The 15,648-nt window shown below is 58.6% G+C and carries 13 protein-coding genes; all 13 read right to left on the reverse strand.

Translation table 11 applies throughout. The features are described from left to right. Positions 1-1,686: a chloride channel protein gene (locus tag AC07ED_RS08745; RefSeq protein WP_105236370.1), complete on the reverse strand. Its 1,686-nt coding sequence runs from the start codon at positions 1,684-1,686 to the stop codon at positions 1-3. A 302-nt stretch (positions 1,687-1,988) separates the two neighbouring features. Continuing rightward, a complete protein-coding gene (recN, locus tag AC07ED_RS08750) occupies positions 1,989-3,638 on the reverse strand; it encodes a DNA repair protein RecN (RefSeq protein ID WP_105235449.1) in 1,650 nt (549 codons plus the stop codon). Between the two features lie 36 nt (positions 3,639-3,674). Further along, positions 3,675-4,529 (reverse strand): outer membrane protein assembly factor BamD, encoded by an 855-nt coding sequence (locus AC07ED_RS08755; protein WP_067549405.1) that lies wholly within the window; start codon positions 4,527-4,529, stop codon positions 3,675-3,677. A gap of 122 nt (positions 4,530-4,651) precedes the next feature. Continuing rightward, on the reverse strand, positions 4,652-5,569 hold the full coding sequence (lpxC, locus tag AC07ED_RS08760; protein ID WP_105235450.1) for a UDP-3-O-acyl-N-acetylglucosamine deacetylase: 918 nt from the start codon (positions 5,567-5,569) through the stop codon (positions 4,652-4,654). A gap of 167 nt (positions 5,570-5,736) precedes the next feature. Further along, on the reverse strand, positions 5,737-7,290 hold the full coding sequence (ftsZ, locus tag AC07ED_RS08765; RefSeq protein WP_105235451.1) for a cell division protein FtsZ: 1,554 nt from the start codon (positions 7,288-7,290) through the stop codon (positions 5,737-5,739). A gap of 179 nt (positions 7,291-7,469) precedes the next feature. Then, positions 7,470-8,804 carry a cell division protein FtsA gene (gene ftsA / locus AC07ED_RS08770; RefSeq protein WP_105235452.1) on the reverse strand — a complete coding sequence of 445 codons (1,335 nt, stop codon included), beginning with the start codon at positions 8,802-8,804 and terminating at the stop codon, positions 7,470-7,472. Beyond that, positions 8,804-9,697, reverse strand: coding sequence for a cell division protein FtsQ/DivIB (locus AC07ED_RS08775; RefSeq protein ID WP_105235453.1), 894 nt, complete (start codon positions 9,695-9,697; stop codon positions 8,804-8,806). Before AC07ED_RS08775 ends, ftsA begins: the two co-directional genes overlap by 1 nt. Further along, the gene (locus AC07ED_RS08780) at positions 9,685-10,599 is read right to left on the reverse strand and encodes a D-alanine--D-alanine ligase (RefSeq protein ID WP_211096446.1); all 915 of its coding nucleotides are present in this window, start codon (positions 10,597-10,599) and stop codon (positions 9,685-9,687) included. Before AC07ED_RS08780 ends, AC07ED_RS08775 begins: the two co-directional genes overlap by 13 nt. Positions 10,600-10,683: 84 nt before the next feature. Next, entirely contained in the window at positions 10,684-11,628 is a 945-nt protein-coding gene (gene murB, locus AC07ED_RS08785) for a UDP-N-acetylmuramate dehydrogenase (RefSeq protein WP_105235454.1), read from the reverse strand. 9 nt (positions 11,629-11,637) lie between these two features. Continuing rightward, positions 11,638-11,904 carry a DUF2484 family protein gene (locus AC07ED_RS08790; RefSeq protein WP_105235455.1) on the reverse strand — a complete coding sequence of 89 codons (267 nt, stop codon included), beginning with the start codon at positions 11,902-11,904 and terminating at the stop codon, positions 11,638-11,640. Further along, complete coding sequence (murC, locus tag AC07ED_RS08795) at positions 11,901-13,301, reverse strand: UDP-N-acetylmuramate--L-alanine ligase (RefSeq protein WP_105235456.1); 1,401 nt, start codon at positions 13,299-13,301, stop codon at positions 11,901-11,903. The genes AC07ED_RS08790 and murC overlap by 4 nt, the downstream gene beginning before the upstream one ends. Positions 13,302-13,318: 17 nt before the next feature. Continuing rightward, positions 13,319-14,407 (reverse strand): UDP-N-acetylglucosamine--N-acetylmuramyl-(pentapeptide) pyrophosphoryl-undecaprenol N-acetylglucosamine transferase, encoded by a 1,089-nt coding sequence (locus AC07ED_RS08800; RefSeq protein WP_105235457.1) that lies wholly within the window; start codon positions 14,405-14,407, stop codon positions 13,319-13,321. After that, positions 14,407-15,573: a putative lipid II flippase FtsW gene (gene ftsW, locus AC07ED_RS08805; protein ID WP_105235458.1), complete on the reverse strand. Its 1,167-nt coding sequence runs from the start codon at positions 15,571-15,573 to the stop codon at positions 14,407-14,409. The genes AC07ED_RS08800 and ftsW overlap by 1 nt, the downstream gene beginning before the upstream one ends. Positions 15,574-15,648: the final 75 nt, after the last annotated feature.

Raw genomic sequence — 15,648 nt, forward strand, 5'->3', positions numbered from 1 at the left:
CTAGGCGTGCTCTTCGGCTGAGACAGCGGCAAGGGCACGGTTAAACGCACGCAAGGCATCGACATGGAACAAGGCGCCCCGCACCTCTGCTGGGGCGTCTTTCTTTTGTCGAACCACTGGAACAAAGGATTCCCCGCTGTTTTCAAACAGGGGCATCGCACGGTCGAGCGTGGCATCATGCGCCACATAGATCCCGCGTTGAATGAGCGCCTCGCAGTCCTCAAGCGACGCGCCGCGCGGGTGATCCATCGACCGCATCACTGTCGCCACATCAAAGGTGGACAACAGATATGCCTGTGGGCCAGCCGCAATCCGAACGCCCCGACGCTCCAACTGGGTGAGAAAGAACGACCCCGCGATAAACCGCGACGAAACGGCCGTCGACATGGAGACAGCGACCATCACCGCCAGCCCCGTTTGCCAGTCGCCCGTTAGTTCAAACACGATCAACGTGGTTGAGATCGGCGCGCCCAAAACCGCCGCCGCAACAGCCCCCATCCCTGCAAGCGCATAAAGCGCCGCCGTTCCCGAATAGTCAGGCAAAAGCCCCGTTGCCACCATGCCAAACGCCAACCCAGCGAGCGATCCAACAACCAACGCGGGTGAAAAGACACCGCCGCCCATCCGTCCGCCCATCGTGATGGCGACAGCTATGACTTTGACCGCGGCAAAGACGACGGCTTGCCAAAACAGCAACCGCCCAGAGAGCGCGTCTGACGTGATCCCATAGCCGACACCGATAATATGTGGGAACCAAAGCGCAATGACCCCGAGCAGCCCACCCGCGATCGCAGGGCGAAGGGCACGTGGGATACGCAGCTTTGTTTGAACCGCTGTTCCGATGGTATCCGCCCAAAAGATCGACCGCATCAGAACAATGGCAAGAACGCCGCTGAGAAGGCCCAAGAGGATAAACGCAGGCAATTCGACGTAGAACCGAAGGGCCGTTGTGGTCGGCAGGAAATACTCCGTCACATCGCCGTGGATCATCCGACTAACCACCGTGCCCGCGACAGAGGCAATCACAATCGGTGCAAAGGCCCGCATCGCAAAATGGCGCAGGACCACTTCGAGCGCAAAGAGTGCCCCTGCAATCGGCGCGTTAAAGCTCGCAGAGACGCCCGCAGCCACGGCACAGCCCAATAGGTCACGACCCGTCACGCCGTCCGCCTTGATCAACCCGCTCACATATGTCGCCAAAACACCAACGAGGTGGACAACAGGTCCTTCGCGCCCAGACGAACCACCCGTCGCCAAGGTTACAAAACTCGCCGCGGCAGAGGCCAGACCTTCGCGTTTTTCAACCCGTCCGTCCCGCAGTGCAGCCCCTTCGATCACATCTGCCACAGCCCGCACGCGCCCATCGGGGGTAAACCGATCAAGGATCAGGCCAACAATCAGGCCACCACACACGGGGATCAAAACGATCCAATACCAGTCGAGCATTGCCGCAGACCGATGCAGTCGCGCCACCTGATTGGTTTGATACACAAAGGACTGAAGGCTCTCGATCCCCAGCCGGAACCCCATCGCGATAAGGCCACCGCCAATCCCGATCATCAAAGCGATGAACCAGAACTGAATCTCGCTCGGCCCTTTGGTGCGAATGGTGCGCAAGGTGTCGGCCAAGGCTTTGGCAACTGCGCCGCTGGCGGATTTCACGTGCTGAGTCGTCTTCGTCGACATCGCTAGCCCACTGGTTCGTTTGATTTCTGTGTAGGACAGTTCGTCAAATGGACCAAGCATCGTCGCGTCATTTCAGGGATTTAGCCCCGTAATTCCCAAAGTTTCCGCAACGTCATCGTTAAATTAGCACGTTCGTTCCAGAAAAGGGTTAACAAAGCGTCACAATTCAACTATACGTTAGGCATAGTTTTTATACCTAAGCATATGCCTTCTGGCGCTAAGTTTTTGAACCGGATGTCTGTGAGTGGCTGACGGGTTTTCTATAGAACGGTCGCGGGTCACCTTCGGGTGGCCCGTTTTTCTTAGGCGGTGAGCAACGCGCGTGCCGCGGCACGGGCTTCCTCGGTGATGCGATCACCAGAGATCATCCGCGCGATTTCATCCACGCGTTCGTCTGCATCCAGCGGCACCACCGTCGACAGCGTCTGCGTATCGGTTTGACGTTTCTCAACCCGCCAATGGTGCCCGCCCAGTGCTGCCACTTGCGGCGAGTGGGTCACGACCAGCACCTGCCCCGCCGATGCGAGCCCTGCCAATCGACGACCAACCGCATCGGCGGTCGCGCCGCCAACACCACGGTCAATTTCGTCAAAGATCATCGTGATGCCCGTCGTCGCTGCCGACAAACAGACCTTCAGCGCCAAGAGGAAGCGGCTCAATTCGCCGCCAGACGCGATTTTGTTGAGCGGTCCAGAGGGCGCACCAGGGTTCGTCGCCACGGTAAAGGCCACGTCATCGCGCCCTTCGGGGCCTTCTTCGCCAGCCACAACATCGGTTTTGAAAACCGCCCGTTCCATTTTCAACGGGGCCAGTTCTGCCGCCATCGCCGCGTCGAGGCGAGAAGCCGCCTCAACCCGCGCTGCGGTCAATGCGCTGGCTGCCGCATCATAGGTTTGCTCTGCCGCCTTCACTGCGACCTGCAACGCCGCGAGGTCGCGTTCCCCTCCGTCCAGCAAGTCCAGCTTTGCCCGCAGACCATCCGCATGAGCAGACAGATCATCTGGCAGGACCGCATATTTCCGCGCCAAACCACGGATCGCGAACAAACGCTCTTCGGTCAGTTCGAGATCGGCAGGGTTAAAGTCGAGCGAGTCGAGGCATTCTTCGATCCCGCGCTGCGCTTCACCCAATTCATCCATCGCCCGCGATAAGGCCGACAACGGGGCATCCAGACGACCTTCGGCCTTATCCGCCGCATCGCCGAGCCACCGTGCCGCATTCGACATCAGCCCCTCAGCGCCTTCATAGGACAGCGCGTTAAAGGCCTGAGAGATATCGTTGCGGATCTTTTCTGCTGCCTGCATCAAACGGCGTTTGCCGTCCAAGGTCGCCTCTTCACCGGGTTGCGGGTCGAGTTTATCCAACTCCCCCACCGCATGGCGCAAAAATTCTTCTTCGGCGCGGGTCTCTGCGATCTTGGCCTCTGCCACGACCAGCGCCTTGCGTGATTGCGCCAATCCACGCCATGCCGCGCGGGTCGCGTCGATCAGATCGGACACCTGCGCAAAATCGTCCAAGAGCAACCGATGCCCACGCGGATTAAGTAGTCCACGGTCATCGTGCTGGCCATGCAGTTCGATCAGCGTGTCAGAGAGTTGGCGCAGGACCTCGCCGCTCACCCGACGATCATTGACCCACGCGGTCTTGCGCCCGTCAGCGGTGTTGATGCGACGCAGTATAAGTTCCCCATCCGCCTCGATCCCAGCTTCTTTCAGAACCGCCTCAGCCGCATGGCCCGACGGAAGGTCGAACACGGCAACAACCTCGCCCTGCTCTGCCCCCTGCCGCACGAGGTCGGCACGACCGCGCCAGCCCAGCACAAAACCAAGGGAATCCAGTAGGATCGATTTACCCGCGCCCGTTTCACCCGTGAGCACGTTGAGACCCGGTTGGAACTCTAGCTCCAACCGATCAATGATCAGCATATCTCGGATGTCTAAACCGCGCAGCATTGTGTCAGCGTCCAGCAGGGTTTCCCCCGCCTCCCCTTAGAGCCATTCGCCACGGATCATCTGGCGATAGACCGCCGCCAGCCAGCTATCCCCAATCAAGGACGGCTCAAGCCCGCCTTCGGTCAACAGTTTGTAGCTATCCGCATACCATTCGGTCGATTGGAAATTATGACCAAGGATGGCCCCTGCGGTCTGCGCCTCTTCAACAAGGCCGAGCGACAGGTAACATTCCACCAAACGGTGCAGCGCTTCTGGTGTGTGGCTGGTGGTCTGGAACGACTCGACCACGACGCGGAAACGGTTCGCAGCGGCCTGATAATGGCCCCGCTTCAGATAGAAGCGCCCGATTTCCATTTCTTTGGCCGCGAGGTGATCAAAGGCCAAATCAAACTTCAAAATCGCCGAACGCGCATATTCGCTGTCAGGATAGTTTTCGATCACCGCCCGCAGTGCTTGAAGTGCTTGGAACGTGAGACCCTGATCGCGACCCACTTCGTCGATCTGATCGTAGTAGGACAAGGCCAGCAGATACTGCGCATAGGCCGCGTCACCGTCCGCCGGGTAGAAGTTCAAGAACCGCTGTGCCGCAGCACGGCTGTTTTCGTAATCTTTGTCACGGTGATAGGCGAAGGCCTGCATGATCAGCGCACGTTTGGCCCATTCGGAATAGGGATAAAGGCGTTCGATCTCACCGAAATAGAACGCGGCATCAGACTCGCGACCGCGTTCGAGTTCGTATTCGCCGCGCTGATAAATCTCTTCGGCAGAAAATTGCTCAAGCGCCCCTTCGACTTTGGGGTCAAAGGAATTACAGGCCGTCAACGTGGCGACAGACAGGAACGCGACAGACAGGATGGTTCGTGCTTTTGTGGCCCGACTACGGCTTAACATGAACGCCCCCAATTTTCATTGCTCGATCAGTCGATCGACGGGCTGCGTCGATCGTGTTTCGTCTTGGTCTAGCATAGAAAAATGCAGGGCAAAATGCCTTTTGCCACTTGTCGCAGTCACACTCAGGCGACCCGGCTCAGATCAGCGATATTTACACCCACGCCTGGCAGACGAGCGGCGATAGAGGCATCGCAGGTGACCCAACGCCAAGCATCAGGACGTTCAAACATGGCACGCAACAGTTTGTTGGTCAGGGCATGGCCCGCACGGTGGCCCGAATACCGACCAAGGATCGGTGCCCCTGCCGTATACAAATCACCCAAGGCGTCCAGCATCTTGTGACGCACAGCTTCGTCTTTGTGACGCAGACCACCGGGGCTGAGGATATCGCTTCCTTCAACCACTACAGCGTTTTCCAGCGTGCCACCCAGCGCAAGACCAGCCGCGTGCATCGCATCGACATCACGCATACGGCAGAAGGTGCGGCTGTCGCACAACTCACGCACAAAGGCACCATTGGCCATATTCAGCGTCTTTTGCTGTTGGCCAATTGCCGCATCGGGGAATTCAATTTCGAAATCCATCTGGAGCGATGTCGCAGGCGACAGACGCGCAATCGCGTCGCCGTTCTGCACTTCGATCACGTCCAGCACTTCAATAGCGCGGAGCGGAGCACCCAAACGGTGCAGGCCAGCCGTGACAATCGCACGCACAAACTGTGCCGCGCTACCATCGAGGATCGGAACCTCAGGGCCGTCGATTTCACACAGAACGTTGTGAACGCCCGTGCCCGACAGGGCCGCCATAAGATGTTCAATGGTCGAAACGCTGGTCCCTGCGTCATTGGTCAGACGGGTGTTCAGCGGCTCTTGAATCACGTGATCCCACAGGGCGGGCATATCGCGATCAGACGCAAGGTCCACACGGCGAAACACGATACCATGGCCCGCAGGAGCAGGACGCAAGACAAGCCTCGCTGGTTTGCCAGAATGCAATCCAACGCCATCAAATGTCAGATCAGTGTTCAGTGTGGTCTGCACGTAAATGCGCCCTTTTGTTACTGACACTCATTTAAGACGGGTACTGAGAACCCTCAACTCACTCTTTGCAACGGACTGAAACATATGAAACAGTTTTGTTAAGTTATTGTTAAACAAAGAAAAAGGCCGCCCAATGGACGGCCTTTTCACTGAATTATGTCAGTTTGTTAGTTCGCTTGACGGCGCAGGAACGCAGGAATCTCGATCCGTTCTTGCTCTGGATCGGCTGCTTTTGCCTCTTCGCGGACCGCGTGAACCTGCGGCTGTGCGCGGGACGGAGCGGGCTGTGCAGGCTCTGCGTCCGAGTGGCCGGTCATGCGGTTGATCAGGTTGTTGATCCCGAACCCACGACGCGGAGCCTCTGCTTCGGCAGCAGGTGCCGGAGCGGCAGGCGCTGCAGGGGCGGACGGCTTACGAACGGCTGCTTCGAGACGTGCAAGTGCCTCTGGCGACGGTGTGCCTGGCGCAGGTGCGCGCGGCGCAACGAATGCCTCAGCCGGAGCGAACTGGGTTTCCGGACGCGGCTGGTAAGCCGGCGGCGGAAGGTCGTCTTCGACTTGCGGTTCAAAACCGTCAAAACCGTCGTCTTGTGCGGTATCTGCTTCGAACGCATCGTCAAACAAAGTGCGGTCGTCAGCAGCGGTCTCTGCAACAGGTGCAGGAGCTGGTTCAGCCGCAGGCATTTCAGCCGATACGGTCTGTGTCAGCGGAGCCGACATGCTACGGCGCGGAAGCGGTGCTTCAACTTGGCCGACAGATGCGTCGATGCCTGTCGCAACCACGGACACGCGCATTGCGCCGTCCATGTTCGGATCGAGGGTCGAACCAACGATGATGTTTGCGTCGGGATCGACTTTCTCGCGGATTTTGTTCGCAGCTTCGTCGAGTTCGAAGAGGGTCAGGTCGTAGCCGCCAGTGATGTTGATCAGAACACCACGTGCGCCTTCGAGGCTGATTTCGTCGAGAAGCGGGTTCGCAATCGCCTGCTCTGCCGCGTCGATTGCGCGGTTTTCGCCAGTTGCTTCACCAGTGCCCATCATTGCCTTGCCCATTTCGTCCATCACAGAACGAACGTCAGCAAAGTCGAGGTTGATCAGGCCCGGACGAACCATCAGGTCAGTCACACCTTTAACGCCCTGATACAGCACGTCGTCAGCCATTGCGAAGGCTTCGGTAAAGGTGGTTTTTTCGGTCGCCAGACGGAACAGGTTCTGGTTCGGAATGATGATCAGCGTATCAACAACCTTCTGCAGAGCTTCGACGCCTGCTTCCGCTTGTTTCATGCGCTTGCCGCCTTCGAACTGGAACGGCTTGGTCACGACGCCAACGGTCAGAACGCCCAGCTCACGAGCTGCCTGCGCGATGATCGGTGCCGCGCCCGTGCCAGTGCCACCGCCCATACCAGCGGTGATAAAGCACATGTGTGCGCCAGCCAGATGGTCAACGATCTGCTCGATGCTTTCTTCAGCCGCAGCAGAGCCAACCGACGGACGAGCACCAGCGCCCAGACCTTCGGTGACTTTCAGACCCATCTGGATCTTCGATGCCGATTTCGACTGTTGCAGAGCTTGCGCGTCGGTGTTCGCAACAACGAACTCCACACCCTCAAGTTCTTTTTCGATCATGTTATTGACCGCATTGCCGCCTGCACCGCCAACGCCAAATACGGTAATCCGGGGCTTGAGCTCTTCTTGCCCGGGCATGGAAAGGTTCAATGCCATACTCTGTCCGCCTGTATGTTTTGGGGCCCGTCCCAAACCGGGCACTCTTCAACTGATTAATCCACAGTCTAGCGTGTCAGAATCGCAACGTCACGGGAAAAACGCAGAAAACCCGCAAAATATTGCGGGTTTAGTGGGCAAAATCGCTTGATTTGGATGAATCGGCGAAATCTTGCGTATTACCAGTTGTCCTTGAACCATTTCACCGCGCGTTTGAGCGAACGGGACGGGTAGCTCTCGGTCGGAACTTCGAAATCCCACCATTCATCTTGCGGGTGAGCCGCGAACAACGTCAGGCCAACTGCCGCTGCAAATGCAGGGCCCGTCGCGGCCTGAGGAAGGCCTTGAACACGGAGCGGACGACCAAGGCGCACTTGCTGACCAAGGATACGGCTCGCCAGCCCGTCCAGACCTGGAATTTGGCTTGCGCCCCCAGTCAGAACGATCTGCTGGCTCGGCAGATATTCGAACCCAGCCGCATCGAGGCGCGCACGGGCTTCTTCGAGGATTTCCTCAACACGCGGGCGCATAATGCCGATCAGTTCGGCTCGGCTAACGGTGCGACGATCACGTTCCCAATCGCCCGTATCACCGCCGATTTCGATCTGCTCGCGGTCGTCCATGCCAGTCGCCACAACGCCGCCGTAGAATGTCTTAATCCGTTCAGCGATGGCGTGAGGAACCTGCAGGCCCATAGAGATATCTTGGGTCACGTGATCCCCGCCCATGCGGACGCTGTCAGCATAGATCATGTGTTTCTTCATAAAGATCGACACGCCAGTCGATCCGCCGCCCATATCAATACAGGCGGCACCGAGTTCTTGTTCGTCCTCAACCAGCGACGAAATCCCCGACACATAGGCCGACGACGCAATACCAGCGAGTTCGAGGTCACAGCGGCGGATGCACTGGAACAGGTTCTGCATCGCTGCGGCATCGACCGACAGGAGGTGCATATCGGTAGACAGCACGTTGCCCGCATGACCACGCGGATCAGACATCCCAGTGCGATGATCGAGGTTAAAGTTGATCGGCTGCGCGTGAAGCACCTCGCGCCCCTCGCCCAGATCGGGCATATCGCAAGCGGCTAGAACGCGACCGATATCTTCGCCCGAAACGACCTCACCGTTCACATTCACGTCGCCCGCAAGGCCATAGGACCGTGGACGCGCACCCGACAGACAAGCGATCACGTGGTCCACACGGACGCCAGCCATCTTTTGCGCGGCCTGAACAGCCGTGCGAATGGCGCGTTCGGTTTCCTGCATCGCGTCCACTTCACCAAAGCGAACGCCGCGCGAACGGGTGGTCGCGGCGCCGATCACACGGAACGACGACTGACCAGCGAGAGAACCCACACCGTCTTCACCACGGCTACGTTCTGGACCATCGAACCGCAGAACGAGACACGCCACTTTGGAGGTGCCGACGTCAAGAATAGCGATCAATCCCCGTTGGAGAGCGGCCTTACGCATGTTGCGCATTGCACGTTGGGTTTCATAAAGCTGCTTCATTAGTTACCGGCCCCTGATACGTCTGCATTTATTCGGCGCATTTCAGCAGCGCCGCTTTCTCCCAACCGCAAGGTCGGTCGGTCTTTGTTCCGCATGTCGACAACAGCGACATCGCGTTCGAGTAGATCTTGGGTCTGGCTCATCACAACGACCCGCTCAAAGGATGTAACTGCATCGGTTTCGGGCAGCAAAATGCGCTGATCCCGATCCAAAACCACATCCCAGCGGCGTTCGCCCATCCGCACCAAACCACGCACCCGCGGGGCCACAGGGCCAGCGGCTGCAAATATCGACATCGCCTCGGTCAGGGCATCCTTGGCCCCATCGCCAGCGATCAACGGCAATTCAGCGCGATCACCGCGCGATTGCACATCAGCAATCACGCGCCCGCTCGCATCCACGAGGTGCAGCGCCTCACCTTGACGCCACATCGCGACAGGCACGCGCGGCGTGACGAGCACTTGAAGAATTCCGCCTGGTTTAATCCGCAGGGTCGCACGCTCCACCACGGCCACCTCTTCAACGCGACGACGCCCCTCTTCGAGGTCGAGGTCAAACGAGGACACAGGGAAATTGTAGTTCAGCACGCTGCGGATCGCAGTCGCGGTCTCAGTATCCACGCCATCAACCGCCATGGCCGAGAGCATAAACTCAGGCCGCTGCTGAAAACTGCGCACCATGTCGTTGTAACCGTCAGAGATCGCCTGACGACGATCCCCGTCCATCACGTAAATCCCGACCAGAGCTGAAACCATTAGCACAGGCAGGCCCGTGCGGATCAGACGGCGATAGATCGGCGTGAGCATCCAGCGCTCATAGCGATACTGCCACTTGGAGGGTGACGGATCGTGGCGCATGCCGTGGGGTTCGCGTTGGCCGATTAGCGGTCGCATGTTGCGTCCTCCACCAGCCATTTGCAGAGCGACGGGAAATCAACGCCAGCATGCGCAGCCTGTTCAGGCGCAAGCGACGTAGGCGTCATCCCCGGTTGGGTATTCGTCTCAAGTAGGATCAGACCGTCCAGACCACGTGCCTCATCCCAACGAAAATCCGTACGCGACAACCCACGACAGCCAAGCGCCTGATGCGCCCGAACAGCGTAATCGAGGCAGGCCTCATAAATCTCTGCAGGGATATCGGCGGGGATCACATGGCGCGATCCGCCCGTCGTATATTTCGCGGTGTAATCATACCAGCCGTCAGTGATAATGTCGGTCACGCCAAGCGCCCGATCCCCCATCACTGCCGTGGTCAATTCACGACCGGGAACAAAGGCTTCGACCATCAGAACGTCAGGCATATCGTCGGACAGGTCAGGCGGTGTGTTCGCACCTTCTTGGACGATATAAACCCCGACAGAGGAGCCTTCGTTATAGGGTTTCACGACATAAGGCGCAGGCATCACGTGGCGCGACGCCACCTCAGCCTTGGTCGCGAGGATGCTTTCCACAACAGGCAAACCAGCCGCACGATAAGCCGCCTTGGTCTTCTCTTTGTCCATCGCGAGGGCAGAGGCCAACACGCCAGAATGGGTGTAAGGGATGCGCAGCCACTCGAGCAGACCTTGGACGCAACCGTCCTCGCCCCAACGACCATGCAGAGCATTGAACACGACGTCAGGACGTTCCGCATCAAGGCGTGCCGCCAAATCGGCGCCCGCATCAATCGCGATTGTCTGGAACCCAGCAGCCTGTAGCGCGGCGACACACTCTTTGCCGGACGAGAGGGACACCTCACGTTCAGCCGACGGTCCACCCATCAACACAGCCACTTTTGGGTTTGTCCTGCCCGACATTCCCTCTGCCTCACCTGCGTGTCTTTGCGACACGTCTGTTTTCAAAATGTCCGCCCCGTTTTCGGGTGTCGAACTGCCTGTAATTTAGTCTTGGAAATCAGAGGCCGGCTCTCCGACCCTCATGATTTCCCATTCTAGCGTTATTCCACTGGAATCGTAAACCTTTTTCCGCACGTCCTCGCCCAATCCTTCGAGATCGGCAGCCGTCGCCCCGCCCGCGTTGGTCAAGAAATTGGAATGTTTGACGTTCATGATCGCGCCACCACGGGTCGCACCACGCATTCCCGCATCGTCAATCACCTTCCACGCTTTCAGGTCGTGGCTGTCATCCGCCTGCCCTGTTGATGAATAACCGACAGGATTTCGAAAGGTCGACCCAGCGGTTCTGTCCTTTGTGGGTTGGGTTTCGTCGCGTTTCTGTAGCTGTGCGTCCATCTTTGCCGATAGCGCATCTGGATCACCCGCAACGCCGTCGAACACCGCACCAACGATCACCGCACCCTCGGCCAGATCGGACTGACGGTAGCGCAGGTTCAGCGCCTCGGCAGGCAGCGTTTCGCGGCGACCGTCCCGATGGATCACATCCACGCTGCGCAAATAATCGCTCACGTATTCGCCGTAACAGCCCGCATTCATCCGAACAGCGCCACCAATGGACCCCGGAATGGTGCGCAAGAAGGTCAGGTTAACCCCGTTTTCCGCCGCACGACGTGCGACATGGGCATCAAGAGCCGCAGCACCCGCGCGGACCTCTGTCCCGTCAAACTCAATCCCGTTGAACCCACGACCCAAACGGATCACAATGCCCCGAATACCGCCGTCGCGCACGATCAGGTTCGACCCGACACCCATCGCAAAGACAGGCACCATTGGGTCAAGAGCCGCCAGAAACTCGGCCAGATCATCGGCATCGGCAGGCTGGAACAACACATCCGCAGGACCGCCCACGCGCATCCACGTCAGCTCTGCCAGCGAACGGTTTTCGGTGAGTGTGCCGCGCACAGGGGGGAGATCAAAATCAAGCGTCATACGCGCGGTTTACCTATTCAACACACGACTGCCAAGCCGCAGGACCCAGCGCCAAGCATAATACAATGGCCAACGAAGCACCGATCCAGAGGCCGCCAGCGCGACCAAACCAATCAGCACCCCGTTTTCGAAAAAGACCCAAACCAAAATGGGGGCACCAGTCGCGATCAGGAAATAGGCCCGCGACCAGTGGTTATCTTTGCTCGGCAACAGCGCCGCGAGATTGGCCGCAAAGAGCCAAATGCAAATCGCTATGACCGACGCGTTGAGCGTCACGCCTTCATCCGCTCGGGCAGGTTATTCGCCCAAGTGCTGATCGTCCCTGCCCCGAGGCAGACAACCATATCACCGGGACGCGCCTGTTCACGAACCAGACGTTCCAGATCTTCTTCAGAGATCAGGGCGCGCGCATGACGGTGACCGTGACGGATCAAACCAGCGACGAGGTCATCACGGCTCGCGCCTTCGATCGGCTGTTCGCCTGCGGCGTAAACCTCAGCGATGGCGACGACATCGGCCTCATTGAAACAAGAGCAGAAATCCTCGAACAGCGACGACAGACGGCTGTAGCGGTGTGGCTGGTGAACAGCGATCACGCGGCCATCACAAGCCTGACGCGCGGCCTTGAGCACGGCGGCAATTTCGACAGGGTGGTGGCCGTAGTCGTCAATGATGGTCACGCCACCGAGGACTTCACCCACCTTGGTAAAGCGACGGTTCACGCCGCCAAACTTGGCCAGTGCCTCGCGGATTTCGTCCTTTTTCATGCCGAGGTGACGTGCAACTGCGACCGCAGACAGCGCGTTCGATACGTTGTGATCCCCCGGCATCGGCAAGGTGCAGCCTTCGATCACGTCGTCCTCGACCTGAAGCGCCACATCAAAATGCGCAACGCCTGCTTTGTAATGCAGGTTGATCGCACGGACATCGGCCTGCGTGTTAAAGCCATAGGTGATCACGCGGCGGTCAGTGATTTTACCGACGAGAGACTGAACCTCGGGGTGATCGGTGCAGCACACAGCCACACCATAAAACGGGATGTTCGAGACGAAATCGTAAAACCCTTTGCGTAGGTTTTCGATGCTGCCCCAGTGCTCCATATGCTCTGGGTCGATGTTGGTCACAATCGCGATCGTTGCAGGCAGGCGGTTAAAAGTGCCGTCGGATTCATCCGCCTCGACCACCATCCATTCGCCTTCGCCCACACGCGCGTTCGACCCGTATGCGTGAATGATCCCGCCATTCACAACAGTCGGGTCAAAATTACCGTGATCCAACAGCGCCGACACCATCGTGGTGGTGGTCGTTTTACCGTGCGTACCCGCAACAGCGACGTTCGATTTCAGACGCATCAATTCGGCCAGCATTTCCGCGCGGCGCACAATCGGCAGGCCACGACGGCGGGCTTCGTCCAATTCAGGGTTACCCGGTTTGATCGCCGAGGAAATCACAACGACCTGCGCGTCTTTGAGGTTTTCGGCGGCCTGACCTTCGAAAATGGTCGCACCCATGCCTGCCAGACGATCTGTGATCTTTGACGTTTTTGCGTCCGACCCCTGCACCGTGTAGCCAAAGTTCACCAAAACTTCGGCGATGCCAGACATACCGATGCCGCCAATCCCGACAAAATGGATGGCACCAACATCGATGGGCAGTTTGGTTGCAGAGTTCATATCGTTCGTCTTTCTTATTATTTAACCGCCAGTTCTTCGACCAGCGTCACCAAGCGCTCTGTCGCATCCGGCAAGCCGCATGACAAGGCCGCCGCCGCCATTTGCGCGGCACCTTGCGCATTCGACAGAATGAGTTCGATCTGAGCCGAGAGGCTCTCTGCCGAGACCTGAGATTCAGGCATCAAGATCGCCGCCCCCGCATCAGACAGACCTCGCGCATTGGCGGTCTGGTGGTCAGCTGTCGCCGCCGCAAAGGGGATCAGGATCGCGGGGCGTCCGATGACGGAAATATCCGCAACAGAGGACGCTCCAGAACGGCTGATGACCAGCTGCGCTTCGGCCATGCGTTCGGGAATATCGGTAAAGAACGGTTGCACGTCGGCCTTGATTCCAGATTGGGCATAAGCCGACTGAACACGCTCCATATCTTCGGGACGGGCCTGATGGGACACACGTACGAAACGGCGGATGGCATCGGGGAGCGCTGCAATCGCTGCAGGAACCGCATCAGACAGAATGCGCGCGCCCTGACTGCCACCGATCACAAGAATGGACATCGGGTAATCGCCTGGCGCGATGTATCCCGCCCCTGCCCGCGCAAGGACCGCACCGCGCACGGGGTTGCCCGTGTGTTCGCCATGCACGCCCTCAGGCAAAGTGGTCGGCCATGTGCCGCACGCGATCTTGGTCACGCGCTTCGCAAAGACCGTGTTCACACGCCCCAAGACACCGTTTTGTTCGTGGATCATGCGCGGACGGCGCAAGACCATCGCAGCCGCCATCGCAGGGATCGACGGATAGCCGCCAAAGCCAACAACCATCGCAGGTTTATCCCGCAACATACGGAATAGGGCCGACAGAACACCGCCCGCGATTTTGAACGGCACGAGCGCTTTAGCCGCAGCACCGCCACGCGCAAAGGTCGCACTGCCCAGTTCGATCACCTCGACCGCATCAGGGAAACCGCCCGCATAACGCGCGCCCCGCGCATCGGTCGTTAGTTGAACTCGCCAGCCTTTGGCCAGCATCGCTTCGGCGAGGGCTTGGGCTGGGAACATATGCCCCCCAGTCCCCCCCGCAGCGATTACGAGTAAAGGTTTAGCCATTATCGCCCCCGACGGCTAAAGATATCACCAATTTGGCCCTGCGGTCGCGACCGCGTGAATGCCAAAAGCATCCCCATCACAATGCCCGATGCAATCACCGACGACCCGCCATAGGACACGAACGGAAGCGTCATCCCCTTGGCTGGGAGCAGACGCACCGCAACACCCATGTTGATCATCGCCTGAACCGAGAACATGCAGGCAAGACCCGTGCCCGCCAAACGAATGAACGGATCACGCTCTTTGGACAGACGGTGCAGCGAACGGATCACCACAGCCGCATAAAGTGCTACCACCAGCAGAACCAGCACCAGACCGTATTCTTCGGCGGCAACCGCGATGATAAAGTCGGTATGCGCGTCAGGCAGGCTCATCTTGACCTGACCTTCGCCGACACCGACGCCGAACAGGCCACCCTCACGGATCGCGTTGGTCGCGTAACCCAGCTGCGTGCGCGGATCGACCTCGGGGTTCAGGAACCCGTCGATACGACGCGCAAAGTGTTCGGAGTTCATATAGGCAAAGGACCCCGCAAGGGTCGTCATCCCAGCCACGCCCACCAACAGCAGCATCGGCGCACCAGCTACGAAATAAATCACGCACCAGCCAAAGAGCACCAACGACGCCTGACCAAAGTCAGGCTGCAGCGCGAGGATCAAAACGATCGCTGCGGTGAGAATAAAGGAATAGAGTTTACCCGGAGGGCCACCGATATCTTGGCTCGCAGACATCAGCCAAGCCGCAACCACAATAAACCCAGGTTTCAGGAACTCGGACGGCTGCACCGACAGGCCGCCCAGCGACAACCAGCGCACCGCGCCCTTGCCAAAGTCGGTCCCGATAAACGGCAGAGCCAGCACAGCAACGAACGCCGCGATAAAACCCAAAGTCGCCAGACGGCGCACCAATTTCGGCGTCATCATTGAGGTCACGAACATCACGATCATCGCAAGGCCGCCGAATTGCGCCTGTTTGATCACGTAATAAAACGGCTCTTTATCGTTGCGTTCAGCAAGCGGCGGAGAGGCCGCAAGCCCCAGCAACAGCCCAATGGCAAACAAGGCCAGAACGCAGGACAGCGTCCATTTATCAATCGTACGCCACCACCGTGGGAGGATGGGATCGCCGGTTTGCACCGGAATCGATCCATAGACCATCTCTGTCATGGAACTCTTACCGCTATCTGCCTCTACATCGTCCGTTTGCCGGATCTGACGTTGATATTAATCAGAGCCCTCTAA

The sequence above is a fragment of the Aestuarium zhoushanense genome, assembly GCF_056431045.1.

What these genes read in the sequence shown, in the direction of transcription:
- AC07ED_RS08745 (WP_105236370.1), bottom strand. Translation starts at nt 1,686, where the DNA reads ATGTCGACGAAGACGACTCAGCACGTGAAATCCGCCAGCGGCGCAGTT.
- recN (WP_105235449.1), bottom strand. Translation starts at nt 3,638, where the DNA reads ATGCTGCGCGGTTTAGACATCCGAGATATGCTGATCATTGATCGGTTG.
- AC07ED_RS08755 (WP_067549405.1), bottom strand. Translation starts at nt 4,529, where the DNA reads ATGTTAAGCCGTAGTCGGGCCACAAAAGCACGAACCATCCTGTCTGTC.
- ftsZ (WP_105235451.1), bottom strand. Translation starts at nt 7,290, where the DNA reads ATGGCATTGAACCTTTCCATGCCCGGGCAAGAAGAGCTCAAGCCCCGG.
- ftsA (WP_105235452.1), bottom strand. Translation starts at nt 8,804, where the DNA reads ATGAAGCAGCTTTATGAAACCCAACGTGCAATGCGCAACATGCGTAAG.
- AC07ED_RS08775 (WP_105235453.1), bottom strand. Translation starts at nt 9,697, where the DNA reads ATGCGACCGCTAATCGGCCAACGCGAACCCCACGGCATGCGCCACGAT.
- AC07ED_RS08780 (WP_211096446.1), bottom strand. Translation starts at nt 10,599, where the DNA reads ATGTCGGGCAGGACAAACCCAAAAGTGGCTGTGTTGATGGGTGGACCG.
- murB (WP_105235454.1), bottom strand. Translation starts at nt 11,628, where the DNA reads ATGACGCTTGATTTTGATCTCCCCCCTGTGCGCGGCACACTCACCGAA.
- murC (WP_105235456.1), bottom strand. Translation starts at nt 13,301, where the DNA reads ATGAACTCTGCAACCAAACTGCCCATCGATGTTGGTGCCATCCATTTT.
- AC07ED_RS08800 (WP_105235457.1), bottom strand. Translation starts at nt 14,407, where the DNA reads ATGGCTAAACCTTTACTCGTAATCGCTGCGGGGGGGACTGGGGGGCAT.
- ftsW (WP_105235458.1), bottom strand. Translation starts at nt 15,573, where the DNA reads ATGACAGAGATGGTCTATGGATCGATTCCGGTGCAAACCGGCGATCCC.